This window comes from Lachnospiraceae bacterium KGMB03038 (genome assembly GCA_007361935.1).
Taxonomy (GTDB): Bacteria; Bacillota; Clostridia; order Lachnospirales; family Lachnospiraceae; genus Massilistercora.
In genome coordinates this window covers 2,555,029-2,575,653 of record CP041667.1, presented here as the reverse complement: position 1 = coordinate 2,575,653, position 20,625 = coordinate 2,555,029, and the positions used below count along the sequence as shown (strand labels likewise).

The 20,625-nt window shown below is 48.0% G+C and carries 17 protein-coding genes and 1 pseudogene; 16 read left to right on the top strand and 2 right to left on the bottom strand.

Going from position 1 to position 20,625, the window contains the following annotated elements; genetic code table 11:
• The first annotated feature begins 2 nt into the window (after positions 1–2).
• From FND36_12590 to FND36_12575, 4 genes and pseudogenes are all read left to right on the top strand, one after another.
• Entirely contained in the window at positions 3–1,526 is a 1,524-nt protein-coding gene (locus FND36_12590; GenBank protein ID QDW74802.1) for an MBOAT family protein, read from the top strand.
• On the top strand, positions 1,513–2,523 hold the full coding sequence (locus FND36_12585) for an SGNH/GDSL hydrolase family protein (protein QDW74801.1): 1,011 nt from the start codon (positions 1,513–1,515) through the stop codon (positions 2,521–2,523). Before FND36_12590 ends, FND36_12585 begins: the two co-directional genes overlap by 14 nt.
• An 8-nt stretch (positions 2,524–2,531) precedes the next feature.
• Positions 2,532–3,225 (top strand): annotated as a pseudogene (locus FND36_12580) (response regulator transcription factor).
• Positions 3,209–4,531 (top strand): HAMP domain-containing histidine kinase, encoded by a 1,323-nt coding sequence (locus tag FND36_12575; protein ID QDW74800.1) that lies wholly within the window; start codon positions 3,209–3,211, stop codon positions 4,529–4,531. The pseudogene FND36_12580 and the gene FND36_12575 overlap by 17 nt, the downstream one beginning before the upstream one ends.
• 98 nt (positions 4,532–4,629) lie before the next feature.
• On the opposite strand, the gene FND36_12570 is transcribed toward FND36_12575, so the two are convergent.
• Positions 4,630–8,196 (bottom strand): ABC transporter ATP-binding protein/permease, encoded by a 3,567-nt coding sequence (locus FND36_12570; protein ID QDW74799.1) that lies wholly within the window; start codon positions 8,194–8,196, stop codon positions 4,630–4,632.
• A 347-nt stretch (positions 8,197–8,543) separates the two neighbouring features.
• On the opposite strand from FND36_12570, the gene FND36_12565 reads away from it, so the two are divergent.
• The 10 genes from FND36_12565 to FND36_12520 all read left to right on the top strand — a co-directional run bounded on the left by FND36_12565 (position 8,544) and on the right by FND36_12520 (position 18,574).
• On the top strand, positions 8,544–9,053 hold the full coding sequence (locus tag FND36_12565) for a hypothetical protein (protein QDW74798.1): 510 nt from the start codon (positions 8,544–8,546) through the stop codon (positions 9,051–9,053).
• Between the two features lie 91 nt (positions 9,054–9,144).
• On the top strand, positions 9,145–10,071 hold the full coding sequence (locus tag FND36_12560; GenBank protein ID QDW75630.1) for a ketopantoate reductase family protein: 927 nt from the start codon (positions 9,145–9,147) through the stop codon (positions 10,069–10,071).
• A 50-nt stretch (positions 10,072–10,121) separates the two neighbouring features.
• Positions 10,122–10,796: a response regulator transcription factor gene (locus tag FND36_12555; protein ID QDW74797.1), complete on the top strand. Its 675-nt coding sequence runs from the start codon at positions 10,122–10,124 to the stop codon at positions 10,794–10,796.
• A gap of 363 nt (positions 10,797–11,159) precedes the next feature.
• Positions 11,160–12,077: an ABC transporter ATP-binding protein gene (locus tag FND36_12550; GenBank protein ID QDW74796.1), complete on the top strand. Its 918-nt coding sequence runs from the start codon at positions 11,160–11,162 to the stop codon at positions 12,075–12,077.
• Positions 12,070–12,924 (top strand): ABC transporter permease, encoded by an 855-nt coding sequence (locus FND36_12545; protein QDW74795.1) that lies wholly within the window; start codon positions 12,070–12,072, stop codon positions 12,922–12,924. The genes FND36_12550 and FND36_12545 overlap by 8 nt, the downstream gene beginning before the upstream one ends.
• Positions 12,925–13,842: a HAMP domain-containing histidine kinase gene (locus tag FND36_12540; GenBank protein QDW74794.1), complete on the top strand. Its 918-nt coding sequence runs from the start codon at positions 12,925–12,927 to the stop codon at positions 13,840–13,842.
• A 31-nt stretch (positions 13,843–13,873) separates the two neighbouring features.
• The gene (locus FND36_12535; GenBank protein QDW74793.1) at positions 13,874–14,113 is read left to right on the top strand and encodes a DUF2007 domain-containing protein; all 240 of its coding nucleotides are present in this window, start codon (positions 13,874–13,876) and stop codon (positions 14,111–14,113) included.
• Between the two features lie 80 nt (positions 14,114–14,193).
• Positions 14,194–15,525, top strand: a complete 1,332-nt coding sequence (locus tag FND36_12530; GenBank protein QDW74792.1) for an NCS2 family permease — start codon at positions 14,194–14,196, stop codon at positions 15,523–15,525.
• 20 nt (positions 15,526–15,545) lie between these two features.
• Positions 15,546–17,324 carry an adenine deaminase gene (gene ade / locus FND36_12525; protein QDW74791.1) on the top strand — a complete coding sequence of 593 codons (1,779 nt, stop codon included), beginning with the start codon at positions 15,546–15,548 and terminating at the stop codon, positions 17,322–17,324.
• 80 nt (positions 17,325–17,404) lie between these two features.
• A complete protein-coding gene (locus tag FND36_12520) occupies positions 17,405–18,574 on the top strand; it encodes a phosphopentomutase (GenBank protein ID QDW74790.1) in 1,170 nt (389 codons plus the stop codon).
• Here FND36_12520 and FND36_12515 read toward each other — a convergent pair.
• Positions 18,566–19,432 (bottom strand): polysaccharide deacetylase family protein, encoded by an 867-nt coding sequence (locus FND36_12515; protein ID QDW74789.1) that lies wholly within the window; start codon positions 19,430–19,432, stop codon positions 18,566–18,568. The two genes, FND36_12520 and FND36_12515, sit on opposite strands and share 9 nt — an antisense overlap.
• Before the next feature lie 273 nt (positions 19,433–19,705).
• On the opposite strand from FND36_12515, the gene FND36_12510 reads away from it, so the two are divergent.
• Together FND36_12510 and FND36_12505 are read left to right on the top strand one after the other, a co-directional pair.
• Positions 19,706–20,206 carry a hypothetical protein gene (locus tag FND36_12510; protein ID QDW74788.1) on the top strand — a complete coding sequence of 167 codons (501 nt, stop codon included), beginning with the start codon at positions 19,706–19,708 and terminating at the stop codon, positions 20,204–20,206.
• A 19-nt stretch (positions 20,207–20,225) separates the two neighbouring features.
• Positions 20,226–20,531, top strand: coding sequence for a hypothetical protein (locus tag FND36_12505; GenBank protein ID QDW74787.1), 306 nt, complete (start codon positions 20,226–20,228; stop codon positions 20,529–20,531).
• Positions 20,532–20,625: the final 94 nt, after the last annotated feature.

Here is a 20,625-nt window from a genome sequence, read left to right as displayed (position 1 = left end):
ATATGGCGTATCATACAGGACTCTATTTATTCATATTTCTTCCGATCGCGCTGATCGTTTATCAGGCGGTTCCTCAGAAACATAGGTGGAAGGCGCTGTTATTCTTTGGATACGCGTTTTTCTATCTGATCAGCGGGAAACTGCTCCTATACCTTCTGGGGACCACGATTTTTACTCATTATATCGGCCTTTGGCTTGAGACGGCGGCGCGGGAGAGAAGGAAGGCGGTGCTGGCCTTTGGAGTTCTGACGCTTCTGGGGGTCTTAGGATACTTAAAGTATTATCATTTTTTCGCTCAGAATCTGAACTTTTTGACCATACGGGCGGTGGGAGAAACATTTATGCCTATCCGGACGCTTCTGCTCCCGGTGGGAATCTCATTTTATACACTTCAGGCGGTTGGATACATGGCGGATGTGTACTGGGGGAAGATAAAGGCAGAGCATCACCTGGGAAAGATAGCTCTTTTTCTGGGGTTCTTCCCTCAGATCATGGAAGGGCCGATCAGTATGTATTCTCAGACGGCAGAGCAGCTCTGGAAGGGAGAAGGGTTAAGCGCTTCTGGACTTTGGAATGGAGGCGTGCGGATTCTGTGGGGACTTTTTAAGAAGATGGTCATTGCGGACCGGCTCTATATTCTTGTGGGCCAAGTCTTTGATCATCATCAAAACTACAGCGGTCTGGTAACGGCTGCCGCGGCAGTTGCTTATACAATCCAGCTCTATATGGAATTCTCAGGATCCATGGACATTGTGATCGGAAGCGGAAGAATGTTTGGCGTGACGCTGCCAGAGAATTTCCGGCAGCCATTTGCCTCCGTGAACGCGGCGGAATTTTGGAGAAGATGGCATATCACACTGGGAACATGGCTGAAAACCTATGTGTTTTACCCCGTGTCTATGTCATCCCCGGTCAAACGGTGGAATCAGTTTGGAAGAAAACACTGTGGGAAATATATAACAAAACTAGGAATTTCAGCAATGGCTCTTTTCCCAGTCTGGCTGTGCAATGGATTATGGCATGGCCCCAGATGGAGTTACATTTTCTTTGGAATGTATTATTTTGCCGTTTTGATGGCGGGGATCGCGGTGGAGCCAATCCGGGACTGGTTTCTTAGAATCTCTCATATACGGGAAGATTCCTGGTACTGGAGGTGGATAAGGATTTTGAAGACCTGGGGGATCATTTTCATAGGAGAACTCTTCTTCCGCGCGAATGGATTCCGAGCTGGCTTGGAGATGTTCTTGGGTATCTTCCGGGACTTCTCGCTTGAGCCCTTAAGGGACGGTACATTTTTGAATCTGGGATTGAGGCCCGGGGATTTTTACGCGGCCGCGGCGGGATGTCTGATCGTGGGAATCTATGGAATGGTGCAGGAACGGGGAATGGCCAGAGGAATTTCGATTGATAAGATGAAACTTCCGGTCCGGTGGGGCATTTGTTATGTCCTTATATTGACGCTGGTCATTTTTGGAGCTTATGGAACAGGATATCAACAGGTGGATTTGATTTATGCGGGATTTTAAGAAAAATTGGAAAACAAGAATAAAAACAGTGGAAAAAGCAGGGGCGTTTCTGGGAATCCTGATGTGTATCCTGCTGCTGCTTTCGCAATGTGTGGTAAGGATCGTAAAGCAGGACGCGGATCTGCTCCTGGAAGGAAATAAAAGTATTGCGGGGATTCAGGGAGAACCGAAGCATACCATAGATGTATTGGTGGTGGGGGACAGCGAAAGCTATACAACGGTGTCTCCCATGCAGATCTGGAAGGATCATGGGATTACCTCCTATGTCTGCGGGGAACCGGGACAGAAGATCCAGGAAAGCTACTATATGATGAAAACAGCATTCAAGAACCAATCTCCTAAGGTAGTGCTCCTGGAGACGAATGTGATGTATAGATATGAAGGAAAGATGGGGGGATTTCAAACCCTGTTGAGCGAAATGCGGAGTTACTATTTCCCCATTTTCCGGTTCCACGATGTATGGAAACCGCTTCTTACCGGAGAGCGTTATCCGCAGGAAATGTATAAAGGATTCCAGATCCGGACAGGAGTGAAGGCATACCGGGAAGGTGCCTATATGGAGGAGACAAAGGAGAAAAAAGAAATAGAAAAGCTGAATCTCTTCTATATGGATAAGATCATCCGGTTATGTCAGGAAAATGGAGCCAAGCTGGTATTGTACAGCGGGCCTTCACCAGTGAATTATAATACAAGAAAGCACAATGGTCTGGTGGATTTCGCAAAGGAGAAAGGGCTGAAGTATCTGGACCTTAATATGAAGTTAGAAGAACTGGGGATCAACTGGGAGACAGATACTTCAGATAAGGGAGACCATCTGAATCTTTCAGGAGCAGATAAAGTGACAAGGTATCTGGGAGACTATCTGAGCAATGCTTATGACTTCCCGGACAGGCGGCAAGAGGCCGGATTCGAGGACTGGCATTGGGCGTCGGAACGCTTTGCGAAAGAAGCGGGATCTCAACTGCTGAAGATTCGCGGTGATGTGAAGAAAGGATGAAGCAAAGGATGAGACAGGAACAGATTTTGATCATAGAAGATGACTCAGATATCCGGGAAGGTGTCCGCATTCTGCTGGAAAGCGAAGATTACCAGGTCCGGGAGGCGTCAAATGGAAGGGAAGGGCTGGAGGCGTTGGATGAACAGACGGACTTGGTGATCCTGGATGTGATGATGCCGGGAGATCCGTAAGCGCTCTTACGTACCGGTTTTGTTTCTGACAGCCAAGGCGCAGGAGTCTGACAAACTGATCGGCCTGATGGCTGGCGGCGACGATTATCTGGGAAAGCCTTTTTCATACGCGGAACTTTTGGGAAGAATCAAAGCGCTGCTGCGCCGTTATAAAGTATACAGCGGCGGAAGAGAACAGGAAGAGACCAAAAAGGAAGAGGAATATCTGGAAGCAGGAGGCATCCGGCTCCACAAGTTGTATAACGAAGTTTTTGCGGACGGAGAGCGGCAGGAACTATCGGAAATCGAATACCGGATCCTTCGGCTTTTGATGGAGCATCCGACGAAGATCTTTTCCGCGCAGAATCTGTATGAAAGCGTGTGGGAGGAACCGTACTTCTATAATTGTAACGCTACAGTTACGGTACATATACGCAAACTCAGGGTAAAGATCGAGAAGGATCCCCAGAATCCAAAACGAATCCATACGGTGTGGGGAAAGGGGTATCGATTCGATGCGGCAGGTAAATAAAAGAGACTCTCTTTATGTTTCTCTCCTCCGGCTGGTAACAGGAGCGCTGGCGGCGGCGATCCTGACATTCTTTTGTCTTACCTATGTGGGAGAATATGTGGTAGTACGCTGGTATCATGAGAGTCATTATGTAGAGCGTAAGGAAAAAGAATATATTACATCCCTGCAGGAATATGTGGAAAGAAATGCGATCAGCATCCAGGACAGCAAGGCGATCACAGAATGGGTCAAAGAGCAAAAGATTCTCTCGATGAAGATCTATCAGAATCAATGGCTGATCTATGACTCTTATTATAAAAGGAATCTGGAAAACCTGACAGAAGAGGAACGGGAACAGAAATACAGCGAGTGGGAGAATTATTATCAGATACAGTTCCCGGACGGAAATGGTGAAGTAGTGCTTTATGGGGCTTATCAGTCCCAGCTCTATAATTTCGCTACGGTTTTAGAACTGCTGTCTTCGTTCACACTTTTTCTCATTCTGCTCTTCCTGGGAATCCGGCGAAAAACGGAGGATATTCGGAGACTTGGCAAGGAGATTGAAATTCTGGAAGGCGGGAATTTAGATTATGAGATCACCGTGCGGGGAAGGGATGAACTGGCGGCGCTTGCCCAGGGACTGGATGGAATGCGCCGTTCCCTTAGAGATCAGATCCGGCAGGAAGCACAGCTTGTGAAGGAGAATAAGGAGATCGTAACAGAGATGTCCCATGACCTGAGGACCCCCCTTACCTCAATCCTGCTGTATACGGAAATCCTGCAAAAAGAGGTCGGCCAGAAAGGAGTGGAAAAAAGGAAGGTAGAGGAGTATCTTGAGAAGATCGCCCAGAAAGCCCGGCGTCTTAAACAGTTGTCGGACCATCTTTTTGAGTATGCTCTGGTATCAGAAGACAGCAGGATCCAGATGGAAGAGCCGGAAGTTTATAAGACATTTTTCTACGACCTGCTCTCAGAAACTTGCAGTTATTTGGAACAAAAAGGATTTCACACAGAACCGGATATGAAATGGGAACCAAAGAAAATCCAGGTGGATGAAATGTATCTTTCCCGCATCATGGATAATATTACTTCGAATATCCTTAAGTACGCGCGCAAAGACCGTCCTGTGCAGATCCTGTGTTCCTGCGGAGAAGAGGAGATGTGTCTGTTTTTTGAAAATACAGTCAAGGGGACTGGAGAAAATACGGAGAGTACGAAAGTAGGCCTCCAGAATGTGCGGAAAATGATGGAACGGATGGGAGGAAGCTGTCAGTATGGGCAGAAAGGAGAACAGTTTTATGTAGCGCTATTTTTCCCCCACACATAGCGGCTTCAGTATTTGGTCTGAAGAAAATGCATCCATACGAAAACTGGTATGGATGCATTTTCCGAATTTAGTTCTATAAGGACAAGCGCCGCGGATACCTATTCTGTCCGCAAAGCGGTGACCGGATCGCTCTTGGCGGCTTTCTTAGAGGGGATCAGGCCGCCGATCAGGGTAAGGACTACGCTGAGCAGGATCAGTATGACCGCCGGCAGAAGCGGAAGGTAAGCGTTTACATCATTTGTCCCGGCCACATGATGGATGATGGCGTTAGCGGGAATCAGAAGAAGCAAGGTTGAGGCGATGCCTATGAGCCCGGCGCATAGCCCGATGATAAAGGTCTCCGCGTTAAATACCTGGGAGATATTCTGTTTGGAGGCGCCGATAGCCCGCAGGATTCCGATTTCTTTCTTGCGCTCCAGTACGCTGATATATGTGATGACACCGATCATAATAGAGGAAACGATCAGGGAGATGGCGACAAACGCGATCAATACATAGCTGATCGTATCAATGATATCTGTTACTGAAGACATCATGGAGCCTACCAGGTCTGTATAGGTGATCACCTGTTCATCCTTCCCTTCTTCCTCCATCCGACTGTTATAATCGTCCAGGATTTTTACAACCTGTTCTTTGCTCTCAAAGTCGATCGGATAGATATCAATGGCCGAAGGTTCGTCGAAATCCACATATCCGAGAGAGGCCAGGTTATTATCATAAGTGGCGCTCTGGCTTGAATTCATAGACATCATCAGTTCCGCCAGGTCATCTCCAGTCATATTCATCTGGAAGGCTTCCGCAAAGGAATCCGCATCAATACTCATGGCATTCTGCAGACTGTTCCCGATATCAGACATGGCAGCGCCCATTGCCTCTCCCATTCCTGAGGCGATCTGACTCATCATCTGCCGCATGGCGGAAGAGATCTGGGTCTCCAGAGCGGAACTGACAGCGCTGCCGTAGGAAGACATGGCGCCGCCCATAAAACTTTCCACGGAGCTCATAAGCTGCTCCTCCAAAGCGTCTGTGTCAACAGCGGCGGCAAGACCTTCGGCCAGTCGTCGCTGGCCATCTTCAGTCTGAAGATACCGGAGAAAATGCAAGGCTATTTGAGAGGGATCTATTCCGTTTCCATTCTGGGCATACTCCAGATAACCCTGTGAAAGGTTTTGGGCCAATTCGTTCATTTGGCCGTCAGTGACGGCTGCATCAATATCCGCGGCAACTGCATCCATCCAGTCATTGACGGCAGCCAAGCCGTCTGTGCCCATGTAGGTTTCTATGGCAGTATTGACTGCGTCCGTATCTATATCCCCATTTGGAATATCGCTGACAGATTTTTCAATTCCTTCCTGCAGACGGGTAAGAAGCGTTTTCTTTTGATCGTCCGTCACTGTCTGGATGTTTTCGCTTATGATCGACTCCACCGCGGCTTCCATGATCCCCTTTGCGCCGTCTGTTTGAAGATATTCCCGGAAATCTTCCTGCAGCCCGGAATAATCTGCCTCTGGATGGTCCTTCACGTACTGTCCGTAACCCTCCGTCAGGCTTTCCATCATTTTCGCGTACCCTTCCTGGGAAATAGGGATCGTAAGGTCGCCCATCATTTCTCCCAGATCTACGGCGCCCATATCCGGAAGATCAATCTGGATGTCGTTTAGGTCGATCAGGCCGGACAGATCCATAGATTCTCCCGCGCTGCCGAATACATTGGAGAAATCAAAGGAATCGGAAATATTTGAAAACGCGCTTTCATCAAAGCCAAAAGCTTCCTGCAGCTTTTCTTCATCAATGGTAAAGAGGGATTCCATGTCAAAACCATTCTCTGAATTTTCTTCTCCAAATGCTTCTCCGGTAAATACATTTATATCTGGATTGTCAAGCTGCTGCTGTACAATTTCGCTTTTTTCAGCCTGCTGGGCAACATGTTTGGTCAGCGCCGGTGTATATCCGATGCCGGCGGCAAGGACAAAACCATTGCCGTCTTCGGAAGGCTGGACGACACCGACAACTTTTATATCTTCACCCTGCTCTGCCAGGTTTTGCATATATTCTTTATCATCTGTTTTATCTGTCCATACTTGGTACTGGCTGTCGTACTGGTAATAATCAGAACTATTTACCAGTTTAAAGGAGACCCCAAGCAGATCGTCATAGGTGTAACTGCCCATATCTTCTGGGGTATCTACATTTTCTTCATCGATAAACTGCTGGATCATATCATCCAGTTCCGCAGAATCCCGCAGTCCCATAGTGTACAGCATAAAATCGCTGATGCCCCCATTTGAGGTCAGGACTACGACACATTCATTATAGTTTTGCGGCCACCGTCCGGCCTTTACATCATACTGCCCTTCATACAGCTTGGTATTTTCCGGCATCTCATAGAAAATATCTGTACTCATCATAGAGGCCATCATAGAATTAGAGGCGGAGGCGGAGCCAAGTCCCAGCTCATCGAAGGACTTATCCGGGTGAACCTGCCGGACGTCCTGATCTTCCAAGCGATAGATCTGGGGAACCGCGCTGTAAGAATACTCTATAGCGTTGGTATATTTTTCGATCCCGCTTTCCTCGCTGTCCAGATATGCCTTCAGAGATTTTAGGTCATTGGAGTCCATGGTAGAAAACATATTTGTCACCATTTGGATGACAGCTACATCTCCGGTATTTTCTTCCGGCTCGGAACCGCTCCCGGCGGCGCCGCCCATCATGGAAGAAAGATCCAGGCCGGTACTCTGGATCTGAAGAGGATACTCCGCCAAAGTATCGGTCTCAATGGATTTGATATAGGCATTGACGCCGTTGGATAAAGACAAGATCAGCGCAATGCCTATGATGCCAATGGAACCCGCAAACGAGGTCAGGAGTGTCCGGGCTTTTTTGGTCCGAAGATTGTTAAAGCTTAAGGAGAGGGCAGTCAGAAAAGACATGGAAGATTTCCCCATATTCCGATGTTCTGGTTCTTCTAATGAAGTTTCATCGATTTCAAAGGCGTTGCTGTCTGAGCGGATCTTCCCGTCTCTTAAGTTAACGATCCGGGTGGCATAGAGTTCCGCCAGTTCCGGGTTATGGGTGACCATGACCACCAGACGGTCTTTGGCCACCTGACGAAGGAGATCCATGACCTGAACACTGGTCTCACTGTCCAGGGCGCCGGTGGGTTCATCGGCCAGCAGGATGTCCGGGTCGTTGACTAAGGCACGGGCAATGGCAACTCGCTGCATCTGGCCTCCGGAAAGCTGACTTGGCCGTTTGTGCACCTGATCCCCAAGGCCCACTTGTTCCAAGGCTTCTCTTGCTCTTTGAAGACGCTCTGATTTTTCGATGCCGGAGATGGTAAGCGCCAGCTCTACATTGGCCAGGATTGTCTGATGGGGAATAAGGTTATAGCTTTGAAAGACAAATCCGATGGTATGATTCCGGTAAGAATCCCAGTCTCTGTCTTTGTATTTTTTAGTAGAAATGCCGTTAATGATCAGGTCTCCGCTGTCATAGCGGTCCAGTCCCCCAATGATGTTCAAAAGAGTGGTCTTGCCTGATCCGCTGGGGCCTAAGATCGCTACGAATTCATTGTCTCTTAAATTCAGGCTGACGTTATCCAGCGCCTTTTGGATCAGGGTGCCGGTCCGATATTCTTTGCAGATGTTTTTGATCTGAAGCATGCAGTCTCTTCCCTTCTATGTACGCGCTTTTACGCTCTATCAGAAAACAGTTTCATTATAAAGAGGCAGGCGGGCACAGTCAACGGAAGGGGAGATTGTTTTAGAAAGAATTTAGAAGTTGGGGAGATTGAGATTGCTTTTCTTTATGACATGTGTTATTGTTTCTTTACTAATATCGGCGGTGTTCTTGCCGCCGTATTTCTTAAAAGGCATAAGGCGTCTTGATCTTATGTGAAAGTTCCATATCGGAAGGGATACCCAGTTTAAATTTTCAAGAAAATTATATCCATCACTTTTCCCAGAAGTCAGATACCGGTCTCTGCTTGGATCTGCAGCAGGAATATGCCTTGATAGCGCTTGACATCTTTCAGGAGATTGTGCACAATAAAGGTGTCAGAAGCAAGCTGGATGCTTGGCTTGTATTCTTTAGTACAGATGAACCGTCCAGGATTGCGGAATTGTTGGAAGGATATCCAGAGTTCAGAAATCTTTACGGAGAAATCTATGAGCTGTGTCGAAATGTAGAGAAGGTGATGGAAATGTTTTCCAAAGAGTTGCAGGAATTGGATCGAAACACGGTACAGTACATGATTGACGAAATGCAGGAAGAAATTGATGAGCAGAAAAAGAAGCTGGACGAGAAGGACAGTGTGTTAAAGGAGCAGAAAAGAAAGCTGGATGAGAAAGACAGTGTGTTAAGCGAGCAGAAAAAGAAGTTGGACGAGAAGGACAGCGTATTAAGCGAGCAGAAAAAGCAACTGGACGAGAAGGACAGTGTGTTAAGCGAGCAGAAAAAGCAATTGGACGAGAAGGACAAAGAGATTGCCAGACTAAAGGAACTGCTTTCAAAATCCTGATTTTTGAACAAGTATATCAATATTAAATTTATCACAAAGGAGGCCTCATGCGGTGACAGCAGCATGGGGCTTCTATAAGGAGGAGAAGAAAATGGAGATCAAAAGCGCGGCGCTGATCGGCCTGGGAGCTATGGGAGTTTTCTTTGCGCCAAGAATGGAAGAACATTTAGGAAGAGAGCGCTTCTGCGTGATCGCGGAAGGAGACAGGAAAAAACGTCTGGAAAGCCGGGGTGTGATGGTCAATGGCGTAAACTATCACTTTCCGGTTTGCGAGCCAAAAGATGGGGAACCGAAAGACTTGATCATCATGGCGGTCAAAGACATGGGGCTTGATCAGGCGATCAAAGACATCCGCAGGTTTGTGGGAGATAGGACGCAGATTTTATGCGTGATGAATGGCGTGGAAAGTGAAGAGAGAGTCGCGGCCGTTTATGGATGGGACCATGTGCTGTACTCCTATATGAGAGTATCTATTGTAATGAAAGACGGTCGGGCCGACTTTGACCCCTACTGGGGAAAAGTGCATTTTGGGGAGGCCCGGAATGAGGAACTGACAGAACGGACAGTGGCAGTAAAAAAGCTGTTTGAGTACTGTGATATCCCGTATGAGATTGATAAAGACATGCTGTGGGGATTATGGTTTAAATTTATGTGCAACGTAGGAGAGAACCTGACATGCGCCCTTCTGGGAGTTCCCTTTGGCGCTTATGGCGTGAGCAAGGCGGCCAACAAGATCCGCTGGGCGGCCATGAAGGAAGTGCAGGCTGTCGCTGAAATGAAAGGCATTTATATTTCAGAGGAAGTGATGAAGGGGCAGTCGGAGACATTGCTTGAGATTCCTTATAAGAACAAACCGTCTACTTTGCAGGATCTGGAGGCAGGAAAGAAAACAGAAGTGGAAATGTTTGCGGGAAGTATGGTGAAAATGGGACAGGATTTGGGGATCCCAACCCCTATCTGCTGGATGTTCCTTGAAGGAATCCGCGTGCTGGAAGAAAAGAATGAAGGGCGGATCTAAGGAACTTATTTTTAGAAGACTGACCGATAAAGAATGAAGGAGGAAGAACCGTGCAGAAGATTTTGATCGTAGAAGATGATCCTCATATTAACAATCTGCTGAAAGAAGCGCTGGAAAAAGAAGGATATCTCTGTGAACAGGCATTTTCCGGCACAGAAGGAGATATGCTCTTAAATATGAAAGATTACGCTTTGGTACTGCTGGATCTAATGCTGCCGGGAATGGCAGGAGAGCAGGTCCTTGAAAAGATCAGAGAAAAAGGCGGACTTCCGGTGATCGTACTGACCGCCAAAGACAGCTTGGATGAGAAAGTGGACCTTCTGAAAGCCGGGGCAGACGACTATATTACGAAACCTTTTGAGATCAAAGAAGTAATGGCCAGGATACAGGTACAGCTCCGCCATGCACAGAACCAGGAGGAAAAGCAGGTGCTCTCCAGCCAGGGCTTGAAGTTAGACAGGACCACCTTCCAGGTGTGGGCGGAAGAAAAAGAGATCCCTAAGATCACCCGGCAGGAATTCGCGATCCTGGAACTTCTCCTAAAACATCCAAAGCAGGTGTTCAGTAAAGAGGATATTTTTGAGTATGCGTGGCAGGAACCTTACATGGGAGAGACCAAGACGCTGGACGTGCATATCAGTAATATCCGTAAAAAGCTGAAAGAAGTTTCAAAAAAAGAATACATCGATACAGTGTGGGGGATTGGATACAGGCTTCACTCATAAGAGGCTTCTCCGCCCGCGCCCATTCGCAAACCGCCCCGGTGGGGCTTCTCCGCCGGCCTGCCGGCTATGTTTGCTCATATACGGGCGGCGGACTAAAAGAGGGTCACCAGTTCCGCCCGCGCCCATTCGCAAACCGCCCCGGTGGGGCTTCTCCGCCGGCCTGCCGGCTACGTTTGCTCATATACGGGCGCTCCACTCATGCATATGTCTGCTCGCAAAACCATGCAAGCATGGTTTCCGCTCCCAAACAATGCATGGCGGAACTGGTGGCTTTAGTCTTTTTTTACTTTTTATTTGCGTTTTTTTAGGGTCTGTTTTGTATCCTGAGTGTGCAGATAAGAAAATGAAGGAGATGAAAGAACGATGAGTGATGTTTTGCTTAGGACCCGCGGCCTGACGAAAAAGTATGGGCACCAGAGGGCGGTTGACCAGGTCAGCCTTCATATAAAGCGGGGAGCGGTCTATGGATTTATCGGAAGAAACGGGGCCGGGAAGACAACGTTTCTAAAGATGATCAGCGGCCTGGCAAGCCCGACGGCGGGTGAGATCGAGATGTTTGGAAAGAAAGGGAAGGATTTGCGGGAACTGCGTTCCCGCATCGGATGTCTGATCGAGGCGCCGGGATTATACGGGAATATGAGCGCCGCTTCCAATCTGAGGATCAAGTGTAAACTGTTTGGAGTCTACAAAAAGGGATATGTGGAAGAGCTTCTGAGAATTGTTGGCTTGGAAGATTGCGGAAGAAAACCGGTGAAACGATTTTCCCTTGGAATGAAACAGAGGCTTGGCATTGCGCTTGCCCTGGTAGGGGAACCGGATCTCCTGGTATTGGATGAACCCATTAATGGCTTAGACCCGCAGGGGATCGCGGAGGTCCGGGACACCATCCTTAAATTAAATGAAGAGCGGAATATGACGATCATCATATCCAGCCATATTCTGGAAGAATTGTCTAAAATTGCAACGGATTACGGAATCATCCATCAGGGGAGTCTTTTGCAGGAATTGACCAGAGAGGAATTGATGAAACGCTGCAGTGAGCGGATTGAGATCACGCTGGATCAGCCGAAACAGGCGGTTCCGGTTCTGGACGCGCTTGGATTTAAAGATTATCAGATCGCGGATAAAGAACATATCCAGATCTTCGAGCGGCTGGACGAGAGCGCCAGGATCAATATGGAGCTTGCCAAGGCAGGGATTCTGGTGAAAGGCATCGGGATCAACAGCGAAGAACTGGAAACTTACTTTCTGAATCTGACAGGAGGTGAGGGAAATGCTTAATGCGGTGAGAATGGATCTATATCGGATGTTCCATACCAAAAGCCTGTATGTGATCTGGATCGTGATGGGGGTGCTCATAGTATTTACCACATCTCTGTCCAAGACCGATTATGAAGATACGCAGATCCAGGCGGAAAACCATCAGTTCTACCAGGAACAGGAAGAAAATGGGGAAAACGCGGTAATGATAGGGATGCAGGTGATACTTCCCACGGATCCGGGGGAGAAGGTAACCTTGTCAGATATTTTGTACGCCAATATCCAGGGAAAGTTTGTGGCCGTGTTTTTGGCGATTTTCGCGGTGCTTTTCTCTTCGGCTGACATGAACAGCGGGTACTTAAAGAATATTGGAGGACAGATCAACGGCAGGTGGAAGCTGATCGTTTCCAAGATCGCTGCCCTGGGGATTTATGTGCTCTTAACATTTGGGGTCTTTCTTTTCATCCAGGCGGTTTCCAATCAGATCATCTTCGGATATCTGAAGTTGGGGATCACACAGGAATTCCTTGGGTATCTGGGCGTCCAGCTTCTGCTGCATTTGGCTCTTGCTCTGATCTGTATGGCATCGGCGGTGATCCTAAGGAGCAGTGTGTTCAGTATGATCCTTGCGGTAGGGCTATGCATGAATCTGTTGGCCAGCTTCTATGGAGCTATAGATAACCTGATCCACAATCTGGGATTCGAAGACTTTCGGCTGTTGGATCATACGGTGACAGGACAGCTTTCTATGCTGACCATGCGGCCGTCCGGCGCGGACGGATTCTATGCGGCAGGTGTGGCCGCGGCCTATATCTTGGTGTGCGGGATCTTGACAGGTCTGATTTTTACAAAGAGGGATATTGAATAAATGGAAATGATCATTGGAATCCTAATTATACTTTGTCTGGCCTTAGCGGTCATTCTGTGGAGATATGAGCGGCAGGTGAAAAACATCTGCCGCCAGCTTGCGTTCTTAAGAGAGAATGAAAGCAATATGATGATCACAGGAGACTGGACAGCGGGAAGTCTCAGAGAACTGACAGAGCTTTTAAACGAAATGATCGGAGAAAGGAAGAGACAGCAGCTTTCTTACCAGAAGAAGGAGCAGATGCTTTCAGATACTTATACCAGCCTTTCCCACGACATCCGCACGCCGCTTACGTCGCTGGACGGGTATTTTCAGCTTTTGAAAGAGTCCTCAGACCCGGAAGAGCAGCAGAGGTATCTGGGAATTATAGAAGAACGGGTAGAGAGTTTGAAAGAAATGCTGGAAGAACTGTTTACGTTCACGAAACTTAGGGACGACTCTTTTCAGTTAGAGCTGTCCAGATGCTGTCTGAACCGGATCTTAAAAGAATGCATTTTCTCCTATTATGAAGACTGGACGGAACAGGGTATCCAGCCGGATATCCAGATCCCGGAAAGAGAATTGTATATTGAGGGAAATGTTCCGGCTCTTCGGAGAGTGCTGCAGAATATCATTAAGAATAGTATGGATCATGGGAGAGAGAGGATTTCTTTCTCCCTGTGCCGGGAAGGAAAGGAAATCTGCCTGAAGATCAGCAATCCGGCAGAACATCCGGAAGAGATCGATCCAGATCGGGTGTTCGAGCGTTTTTATAAGGCGGACAAGGCGAGGAGCAGAAATTCTACGGGACTGGGTCTGGCCATCGCCAAAGAATTTGTACTGCGTATGGGCGGAAAAATAAAAGCGGATGTGGCCGGAAATGAATTCCGGATCATTCTATGGTTCCCAGCCGTTGATTTCCTGGATGAGAAGTGCTAGTATCCATAGTAAGGAGAAGGGAGATGGGAAAATGGAAGGAACGGATGTAAAGAAGATTTTCGTTGCGGAAGACAATCTGCAGGCAGAGATGATCTTGGAAGCATTAAGGAGTGTCGGAATCCCTGCTTATAAAAAAGACGCGGACGGCAGAGGATTCTTAAATACCTATGGCGCCAACTCTCTTTGCGGGGAGGAAATCTATATTCCGGCAGAAGAAAAGAAGCAGGCGGAAGAGGTTTTGGAAAATATGGGATTGAAAGCTGAAGAATAGGTTTGCAAAAGAGCGGCGGGATAGAGTATAATGGATTCCGTTAATGACAATTTATATATGGAAAGGAAAGAGAGAGAAAAATGGGGAAACTACAATCATTTTTCAAACTGAATGAAAAAGGTACAAATGTTAAAACAGAGATCCTGGCAGGACTCACGACTTTTATGACCATGGCTTATGTGCTTGTGGTACAGCCCAGCGCCATCATTGGATTTGGTGACGCGGCATACTTCGCAGATGTGAACGGGCTGGTGATCACAAAAGAAGCTTTGGCTGTTACCTGCGCGATCGTCAGCGCCATCATTACGCTGTTCATGGGACTGTACGCAAACATGCCGTTTGCGCTTTCCACTGGAATGGGAACAAACTTTATGTTTGGAGCCCTTCTCCAATCCGGGGAACTTGCGTTTGGCGAGATCATGGCGATCACTTTGATCTCTGGCTCTATCTTTGTGCTCTTGACTATTTTTGGGATCCGGGATCTGATCGTAAAAGCGATTCCTAAGAATATTAAAGTATCGATCGGAGCGGCCATCGGATTCTATATTGCGTATCTTGGATTTGACAATTCCGGGATCGGTACTTTTGAAGATGGAATCGGCATGGGGGATTTTACACAGCCAGCAGTGGCGCTGGCCTTGTTTGGGCTGTTCCTGATCGCGGTTTTGACGGCGTATCGTGTAAATGGAGCCATTTTGATCGGAATCGTGGCAGTGACCTTGATCGGAATCCCGGTTGGGGTGACGCAGCTTCCGGATGCCGCGGCAAAGCTGCCGGATATGCAGGGACTGGGCAATCTGATGATTTCCTTTGATTTTAAAGGACTTCTGGCCTTCCAGACGGTAATCTATGTATTTATCACTTTCTGCGGGGACTTTTTCTCTACATTGGGAACAGTGCTTGGAGTCGCGGGAAAAGCGAATATGCTGGATGAAAATGGAAACATGCCGGATATCCAGAAACCATTCCTGGTAGATGCCATTGGAACCTGTGTGGGCGCCTGTACCGGAAACACAACGATCACTACCTTTGTAGAATCATCCTCTGGTGTAGAGGCTGGAGGAAGAACTGGACTTACCAGCGTGGTTGTGGCGATTCTGTTTGGAATCATGGTATTCTTCTCTCCTTTGGTCTTGATGATCCCGGATGCGGCCACCGGTCCGGCGCTGATTTTCGTGGGATTCCTTATGGTATCTGGAATCCAGAATATTGATTTCAGCGATTTTACCGATGCCTTTGGCCCATTTGTTATGATCATGTTCGTAATCTTCGCCGGAGGAATCGCTTCAGGAATCGCGGCTGGTATCCTTGCCCATATCTTTATTAAACTGGCTACCGGCAAATACAAAGAACTTTCACCGGTAATGTATGTGCTGGCTATCCCGTTAGTAATGTATTTTATTTTTAATTAATAAAAAGGAGACAGTGACTTATGAAAATACGTCCAAAGAACAAGCGGGAGCTATTAAAGGCGGCTCTTGGAGAAATCCAAAGTGATCTTCTGATCAAAAATGTGAAGCTGGTAAATACGATCACGGGTGAGATTTACCCAGCCAATGTGTTTATTTTTGATGGGATGATCGCCCATGTGGAGTACAAAGATCTGGAAGCGGATCTTGACGGGGCCAAAGAAGTGATCGACGGGCAGGGGCGCTACCTGATCCCCGGATTTATCGATGCCCACGAGCATATTGAAAGCTCCATGATGACGCCCCGGAATTTTGCCCGGACTGTGATTCCTCACGGGACTACCACAGTGATCACCGATCCGCATGAGATTGGAAATGTCTGGGGTGTAGAGGGAGTCCGTTATATGTATGACAGCTCTGAGGAACTCCCTATGCGCCAGTTGATCGATATTCCAAGCTGCGTTCCGGCGGTTCCGGGATTGGAGAACGCGGGCGCTGAGTTTGGCGTAGAAGAGATCCAGGAACTGGCCCAGCTTCCGAGAGTCATCGGACTTGCGGAGGTTATGGATTTTATCGATGTGATCCAGGGCGGGGACCGGATGATGGACATTATCGATGTGGCTGAGAAAAATGGCCTTTATTTACAGGGGCACGCTCCCTTTGTATCAGGAAGAGCGCTGTCAGCCTATCTTTGCGGCGGTCCTAATACCTGCCATGAATCCAGGCTTGGAGAGGAAGCGGCAGAAAAGATCCGCAGCGGTATGCATGTGGACGCTAGGGACAGTTCCATCACAAAAAATGTGAAGGAAATCTTGGAAGGTGTTAAAGATTTCAAATTCTTTGACAATCTGAGCCTGTGTACAGATGACAGGGAGGCGGATGATATCCTGCATAACGGACATATGAATGATGTGGTCCGGGCGGCTATCCGCTATGGCATGGAGCCGGTGGCGGCGATCAAAAGCGCTACGTTAAATAACGCAAGAGAAGCGGGGATCGAAAATCTGGGGGCAGTCGCTCCAGGATACGCGGCGGACTTGCAGATCGTAGAGAGCCTGACCGAGTTAAAGCCGTCAAAAGTTTTCTATGGAGGGAAGCTGGTGGCAGAAAATGGAAAGCTTCTGGCTGATATCGAAGAAAAGTCTTATCCTTTGGAAAGCAGGAATTCTGTACACGTGAAAGAACTTACGGAGGAGGATTTCGTGCTGAAGGCTCCTGTACAGGAAGGAACCGTCAAGGTAAATGTCATGACTTACTATGACTTGAATCTTTCTTCCACGGAGGCAGTGTGCGAGGAACTTCCGGTTAAGGACGGAAAATTAGATCTGAGCGGAGACAAGGACTTGAAGTTTGTGGCGGTGGTCAACCGTTATGAGGGAAATGACAACCTGGCTCTTGGAGTTGTCCGTGGATTTGGTACAACCTGCGGCGCCCTTGCTTCTACCGTGTCCCATGACAGTCACAACCTGACGATCGTCTACGACGATCCGGCGGATGCGCTGATCACGGCGGAAGAGCTGAAGAGAGTGGGCGGAGGAATGTGCGCGGTCAAAGATGGAAAGATCCTGCATACGCTGGAACTGCCTCTGGCAGGGCTGATCTCCTTGAAGAAGGCGGAAGATCTGGCTAAGGACAGCGCCAAGATGAAGGACGCGAACCGGGCTCTCGGACTGACGGAGATGGAGAATCCGCTCCTTAGGATCGTAACGCTGGCCCTTCCGGTGATCCCAGAAGTAAAAATGTCAGATCTGGGCTTAGTAGATGTGAATCGTAAAAAAATCATACCAATCTTTCCCGCCTAAGACGGAGAGGGAAGGATAGACGGACGGCGCGCCTTTTTGCTGGAAAGGCGCGCCATAACAATATAAGGGAGTGATAAGATATGGCAAAACGGGTATTTTTGATCGTGCTGGACAGCGTCGGCGTCGGTGAGGCGCCGGATGCGGAGCTTTTTGACGACGTGGGATGCGACACTTTTGGAACCTGTGTCAGAAGCGGGAATCTGAAGGCGCCAAATCTGGAACGGCTTGGAATGTTCTGTCTGGAAGGGACCTCTTTTTGGAAAAAGTGTGAGGATGTGGAAGGATGTTACGCAAAAATGCGGGAAGATTCCATGGGGAAAGACACCACCGTCGGACACTGGGAGATCGCCGGGATGATCTCAGAGAAACCTCTGCCCACTTATCCAGAAGGGTTTCCCAAAGAAGTCATTGATGCATTCTCCCAGGCAGCGGGAAGGGGCGTGCTTTGCAACCGCCCTTATTCTGGGACAGAGGTTATCAAAGATTATGGAAGAGAGCATGAGCGGACAGGTGATCTGATCGTCTATACTTCCGCGGACAGCGTATTCCAGATCGCGGCCCATGAAGAGATCGTGCCTCTGTCTGAGCTTTATGAAGACTGTAAGAAAGCAAGGCTGATCCTTCAGGGGGAACATGGAGTGGGCCGGGTGATCGCGAGACCGTTTGTGGGAAGATACCCGGATTACCAGCGGACCGTAAACCGTCATGATTTTTCCCTGGAACCGCCAAAGGAGACAATCCTGGATGCCCTGAAGGCGAAAGATTATTCGGTGATCGGCGTAGGAAAGATCTATGATATTTTTGCCGGAAAGGGGCTGACAAAGTCCTATCCCAATGAAGGGAACCGTAAGAATATGGAGCGGACGCTGCAGATCGCGGAAGAAGACTTTGAGGGATTGTGCTTTGTGAATCTGGTGGACTTTGATATGCTGTACGGCCATCGAAACGATATTGCGGGATACGTAAACGCGCTCAACGAGGTGGACGGACAGATCGGTGAATTAATGGAACGGATGGGGCCGGAAGATTACCTGATGATCACGGCGGATCACGGCTGTGATCCGGGATTCAAAGGAACCGACCACAGCCGTGAATTTACGCCCTGTCTGTGCTGGGGACAGAAGCTGAAAAAAGGGGTGGACCTTGGAATCCGCGGGAGTTTTGCCGATATTGCCCAAACGATCGCGGACATCTTTGCCCTTTCTTATCAAGGAGATGGAAGCAGCTTTTTTGAGAAGATCTCACGGTGACGAAGTTTCCCTGGAAGATGGACTGGAAGCATTGACCAGATCTTCCAGGGAGCCAAAAGAATACCCCATCTCCTTCCAGCGTGTCAGCAGTTCGTCCAGAATATCCCCATTGGTGGAAGAAGTGCTGTGCAGAAGAACGATGGCGCCCGGATGGATGCGTCCCAGGAGTTTTTCAAAGGCTTCTTCCCTGCTGGGCTGGTCGTCTTCGTACCAGTCTACATAGGCAAGGCTCCAGAAAAAGGTATGATATCCCATGTCTTTGGCCATCTGCAGATTCTCTGTGCTGTATTTCCCCTGAGGCGGACGGTAAAACTTAGTCATTGGCTTCCCAGTGATCTTCTGATATGCGTCTTCCACTTCTTTTAATTCTTTTTCAAAACTTTCTCTGGCAGATATCTCAGACATATCCGGGTGGTGATAAGTATGGTTTCCTACCACATGCCCTTCCTGCGCCATCTGTTTGATCAGGTCCGGGCTGGTGGAGAGGAAATTTCCGACTACGAAGAATGCGGCGGGGACTTCATGCTGTTTCAGTGTGTCCAGGATTTTCTCTGTATTTCCATTTTCATAGCCGCAGTCGAAAGTCAAGTATAGAATGTTTTTTTCCCTGCTGTCCCGATAGTAGGCGTTATAAGCCGCTAATTCATCACAAGTGGCGTTCCCCACAGGAGCGGCGCCCTCTTCTGGGAAACTTAATCCCCAGTTCTCCGAGGAGGAAGAGATCTTTTGAGAATCTGCCGGCCGGGAATCGGGAAGACTCTGGGAAGTGAAAAAAGCGATAGATCTTCCCGCCAGAAAGGATAGGCCGAATAAGAATAGAACAGCAAAGGCTTTCAGAAGTTTTGCTTTTTGAAACATATGGTGCCGCCTTTTGATCATTTATTTATGTATATGTGTATCCTTCTGTAGTCATGCGAAAAGGTGAGATATATAATAGTTATCAGAAAAAAATATAAAAATTCTTACATTAATGGAGAGAACGTGTTATAATAAGTCTATAAAAGCTTGATGGCGATGTAGGGAAGAACTTCATAGATGTAAGCGAGTGAATACTGGCGTACAGTCTACAGGCATTCGGCTGCCTTGCTGTACGCCAGTTTTTACGGGCGTAGAATGAATAGGAGGTTAATAATGTTTAAAATTGGCGATTATGTGGCGCACTATAAAGAAGGCGTCTGTGAAGTGATCAATATCGGAAAGCTGGATATGAGCTGCTCAGATAAACACAAAGAATATTATACGTTAAAACCTCTGTACGATGTGGGAGGAACGGTGTATACACCTGTGAATAATGAGAAAAAGCAGATCCGGGGAATCATTTCCGCGGATGAAGCGAAAGAATTGATGGAAAATCTGAGGGAAGTTCAGGATCTTCAAGTGTTAGACGAAAAAAAGAGGGAGGTGCTGTATAAAGAAGCGCTGTTGAGCAACCAATGTCAGAAATGGATCGCGGTGATCAAGACGACTTACCTGCGGAGGAAAAAGAGGCTGTCCTGCGGAAAAAAGGCGGTCGGTGTGGATGAACGGTACTTGGCCAGCGCAGAGCGTTTCCTGATCGGCGAACTGGCGGCGGCGTTAGAAATGCCGCGGGATAAGGTGAAAGAGTATATCATTGAGATGATCAAAGAGTAAAAGCGGGGCGTGGAACAAGATGTTTGCAATCGGTGAGAAAAGAACAGAGGTCAATAAGTCGAGGGTCGCAATGCCGGTGGAATATCACCTGAGAAAAAAGAAATTGTACGGAACATGGGTAGGGCCGGATCTGCTTTATATTTCCGATGAGATCGGTCCTTTGAAGGTAAAAAAGGGGGGAGAGATCTTTGCTCCTCACGTGGATAAACGCAATATGCTGCATGTACCTGGAAGATATGAGGGCCGGGAGGTAGAGATCAAGGGATGCATCACTTCGATTGAATTAAACTTTGGGGGAAGTGTCCCGGAATCCTACAGTTATTGAACGTCTATATAAATAGGCGAGGAAAGAAAAATGAAGAGACCTCAGGAATCAGGCTTTCCAAAGCTTTGATCCCTGAGGTCTCTTGTGTTTGCCC

Excerpts from the sequence above, each read along its gene's own strand:
- FND36_12590 (QDW74802.1), top strand. The coding sequence starts at position 3 with ATGGCGTATCATACAGGACTCTATTTATTCATATTTCTTCCGATCGCG.
- FND36_12520 (QDW74790.1), top strand. The coding sequence starts at position 17,405 with ATGGCAAAACGGGTATTTTTGATCGTGCTGGACAGCGTCGGCGTCGGT.
- FND36_12540 (QDW74794.1), top strand. The coding sequence starts at position 12,925 with ATGGAAATGATCATTGGAATCCTAATTATACTTTGTCTGGCCTTAGCG.
- FND36_12575 (QDW74800.1), top strand. The coding sequence starts at position 3,209 with ATGCGGCAGGTAAATAAAAGAGACTCTCTTTATGTTTCTCTCCTCCGG.
- FND36_12585 (QDW74801.1), top strand. The coding sequence starts at position 1,513 with ATGCGGGATTTTAAGAAAAATTGGAAAACAAGAATAAAAACAGTGGAA.
- FND36_12550 (QDW74796.1), top strand. The coding sequence starts at position 11,160 with ATGAGTGATGTTTTGCTTAGGACCCGCGGCCTGACGAAAAAGTATGGG.
- ade (QDW74791.1), top strand. The coding sequence starts at position 15,546 with ATGAAAATACGTCCAAAGAACAAGCGGGAGCTATTAAAGGCGGCTCTT.
- FND36_12535 (QDW74793.1), top strand. The coding sequence starts at position 13,874 with ATGGAAGGAACGGATGTAAAGAAGATTTTCGTTGCGGAAGACAATCTG.
- FND36_12545 (QDW74795.1), top strand. The coding sequence starts at position 12,070 with ATGCTTAATGCGGTGAGAATGGATCTATATCGGATGTTCCATACCAAA.
- FND36_12510 (QDW74788.1), top strand. The coding sequence starts at position 19,706 with ATGTTTAAAATTGGCGATTATGTGGCGCACTATAAAGAAGGCGTCTGT.
- FND36_12570 (QDW74799.1), bottom strand. The coding sequence starts at position 8,196 with ATGCTTCAGATCAAAAACATCTGCAAAGAATATCGGACCGGCACCCTG.
- FND36_12505 (QDW74787.1), top strand. The coding sequence starts at position 20,226 with ATGTTTGCAATCGGTGAGAAAAGAACAGAGGTCAATAAGTCGAGGGTC.
- FND36_12530 (QDW74792.1), top strand. The coding sequence starts at position 14,194 with ATGGGGAAACTACAATCATTTTTCAAACTGAATGAAAAAGGTACAAAT.
- FND36_12515 (QDW74789.1), bottom strand. The coding sequence starts at position 19,432 with ATGTTTCAAAAAGCAAAACTTCTGAAAGCCTTTGCTGTTCTATTCTTA.
- FND36_12560 (QDW75630.1), top strand. The coding sequence starts at position 9,145 with ATGGAGATCAAAAGCGCGGCGCTGATCGGCCTGGGAGCTATGGGAGTT.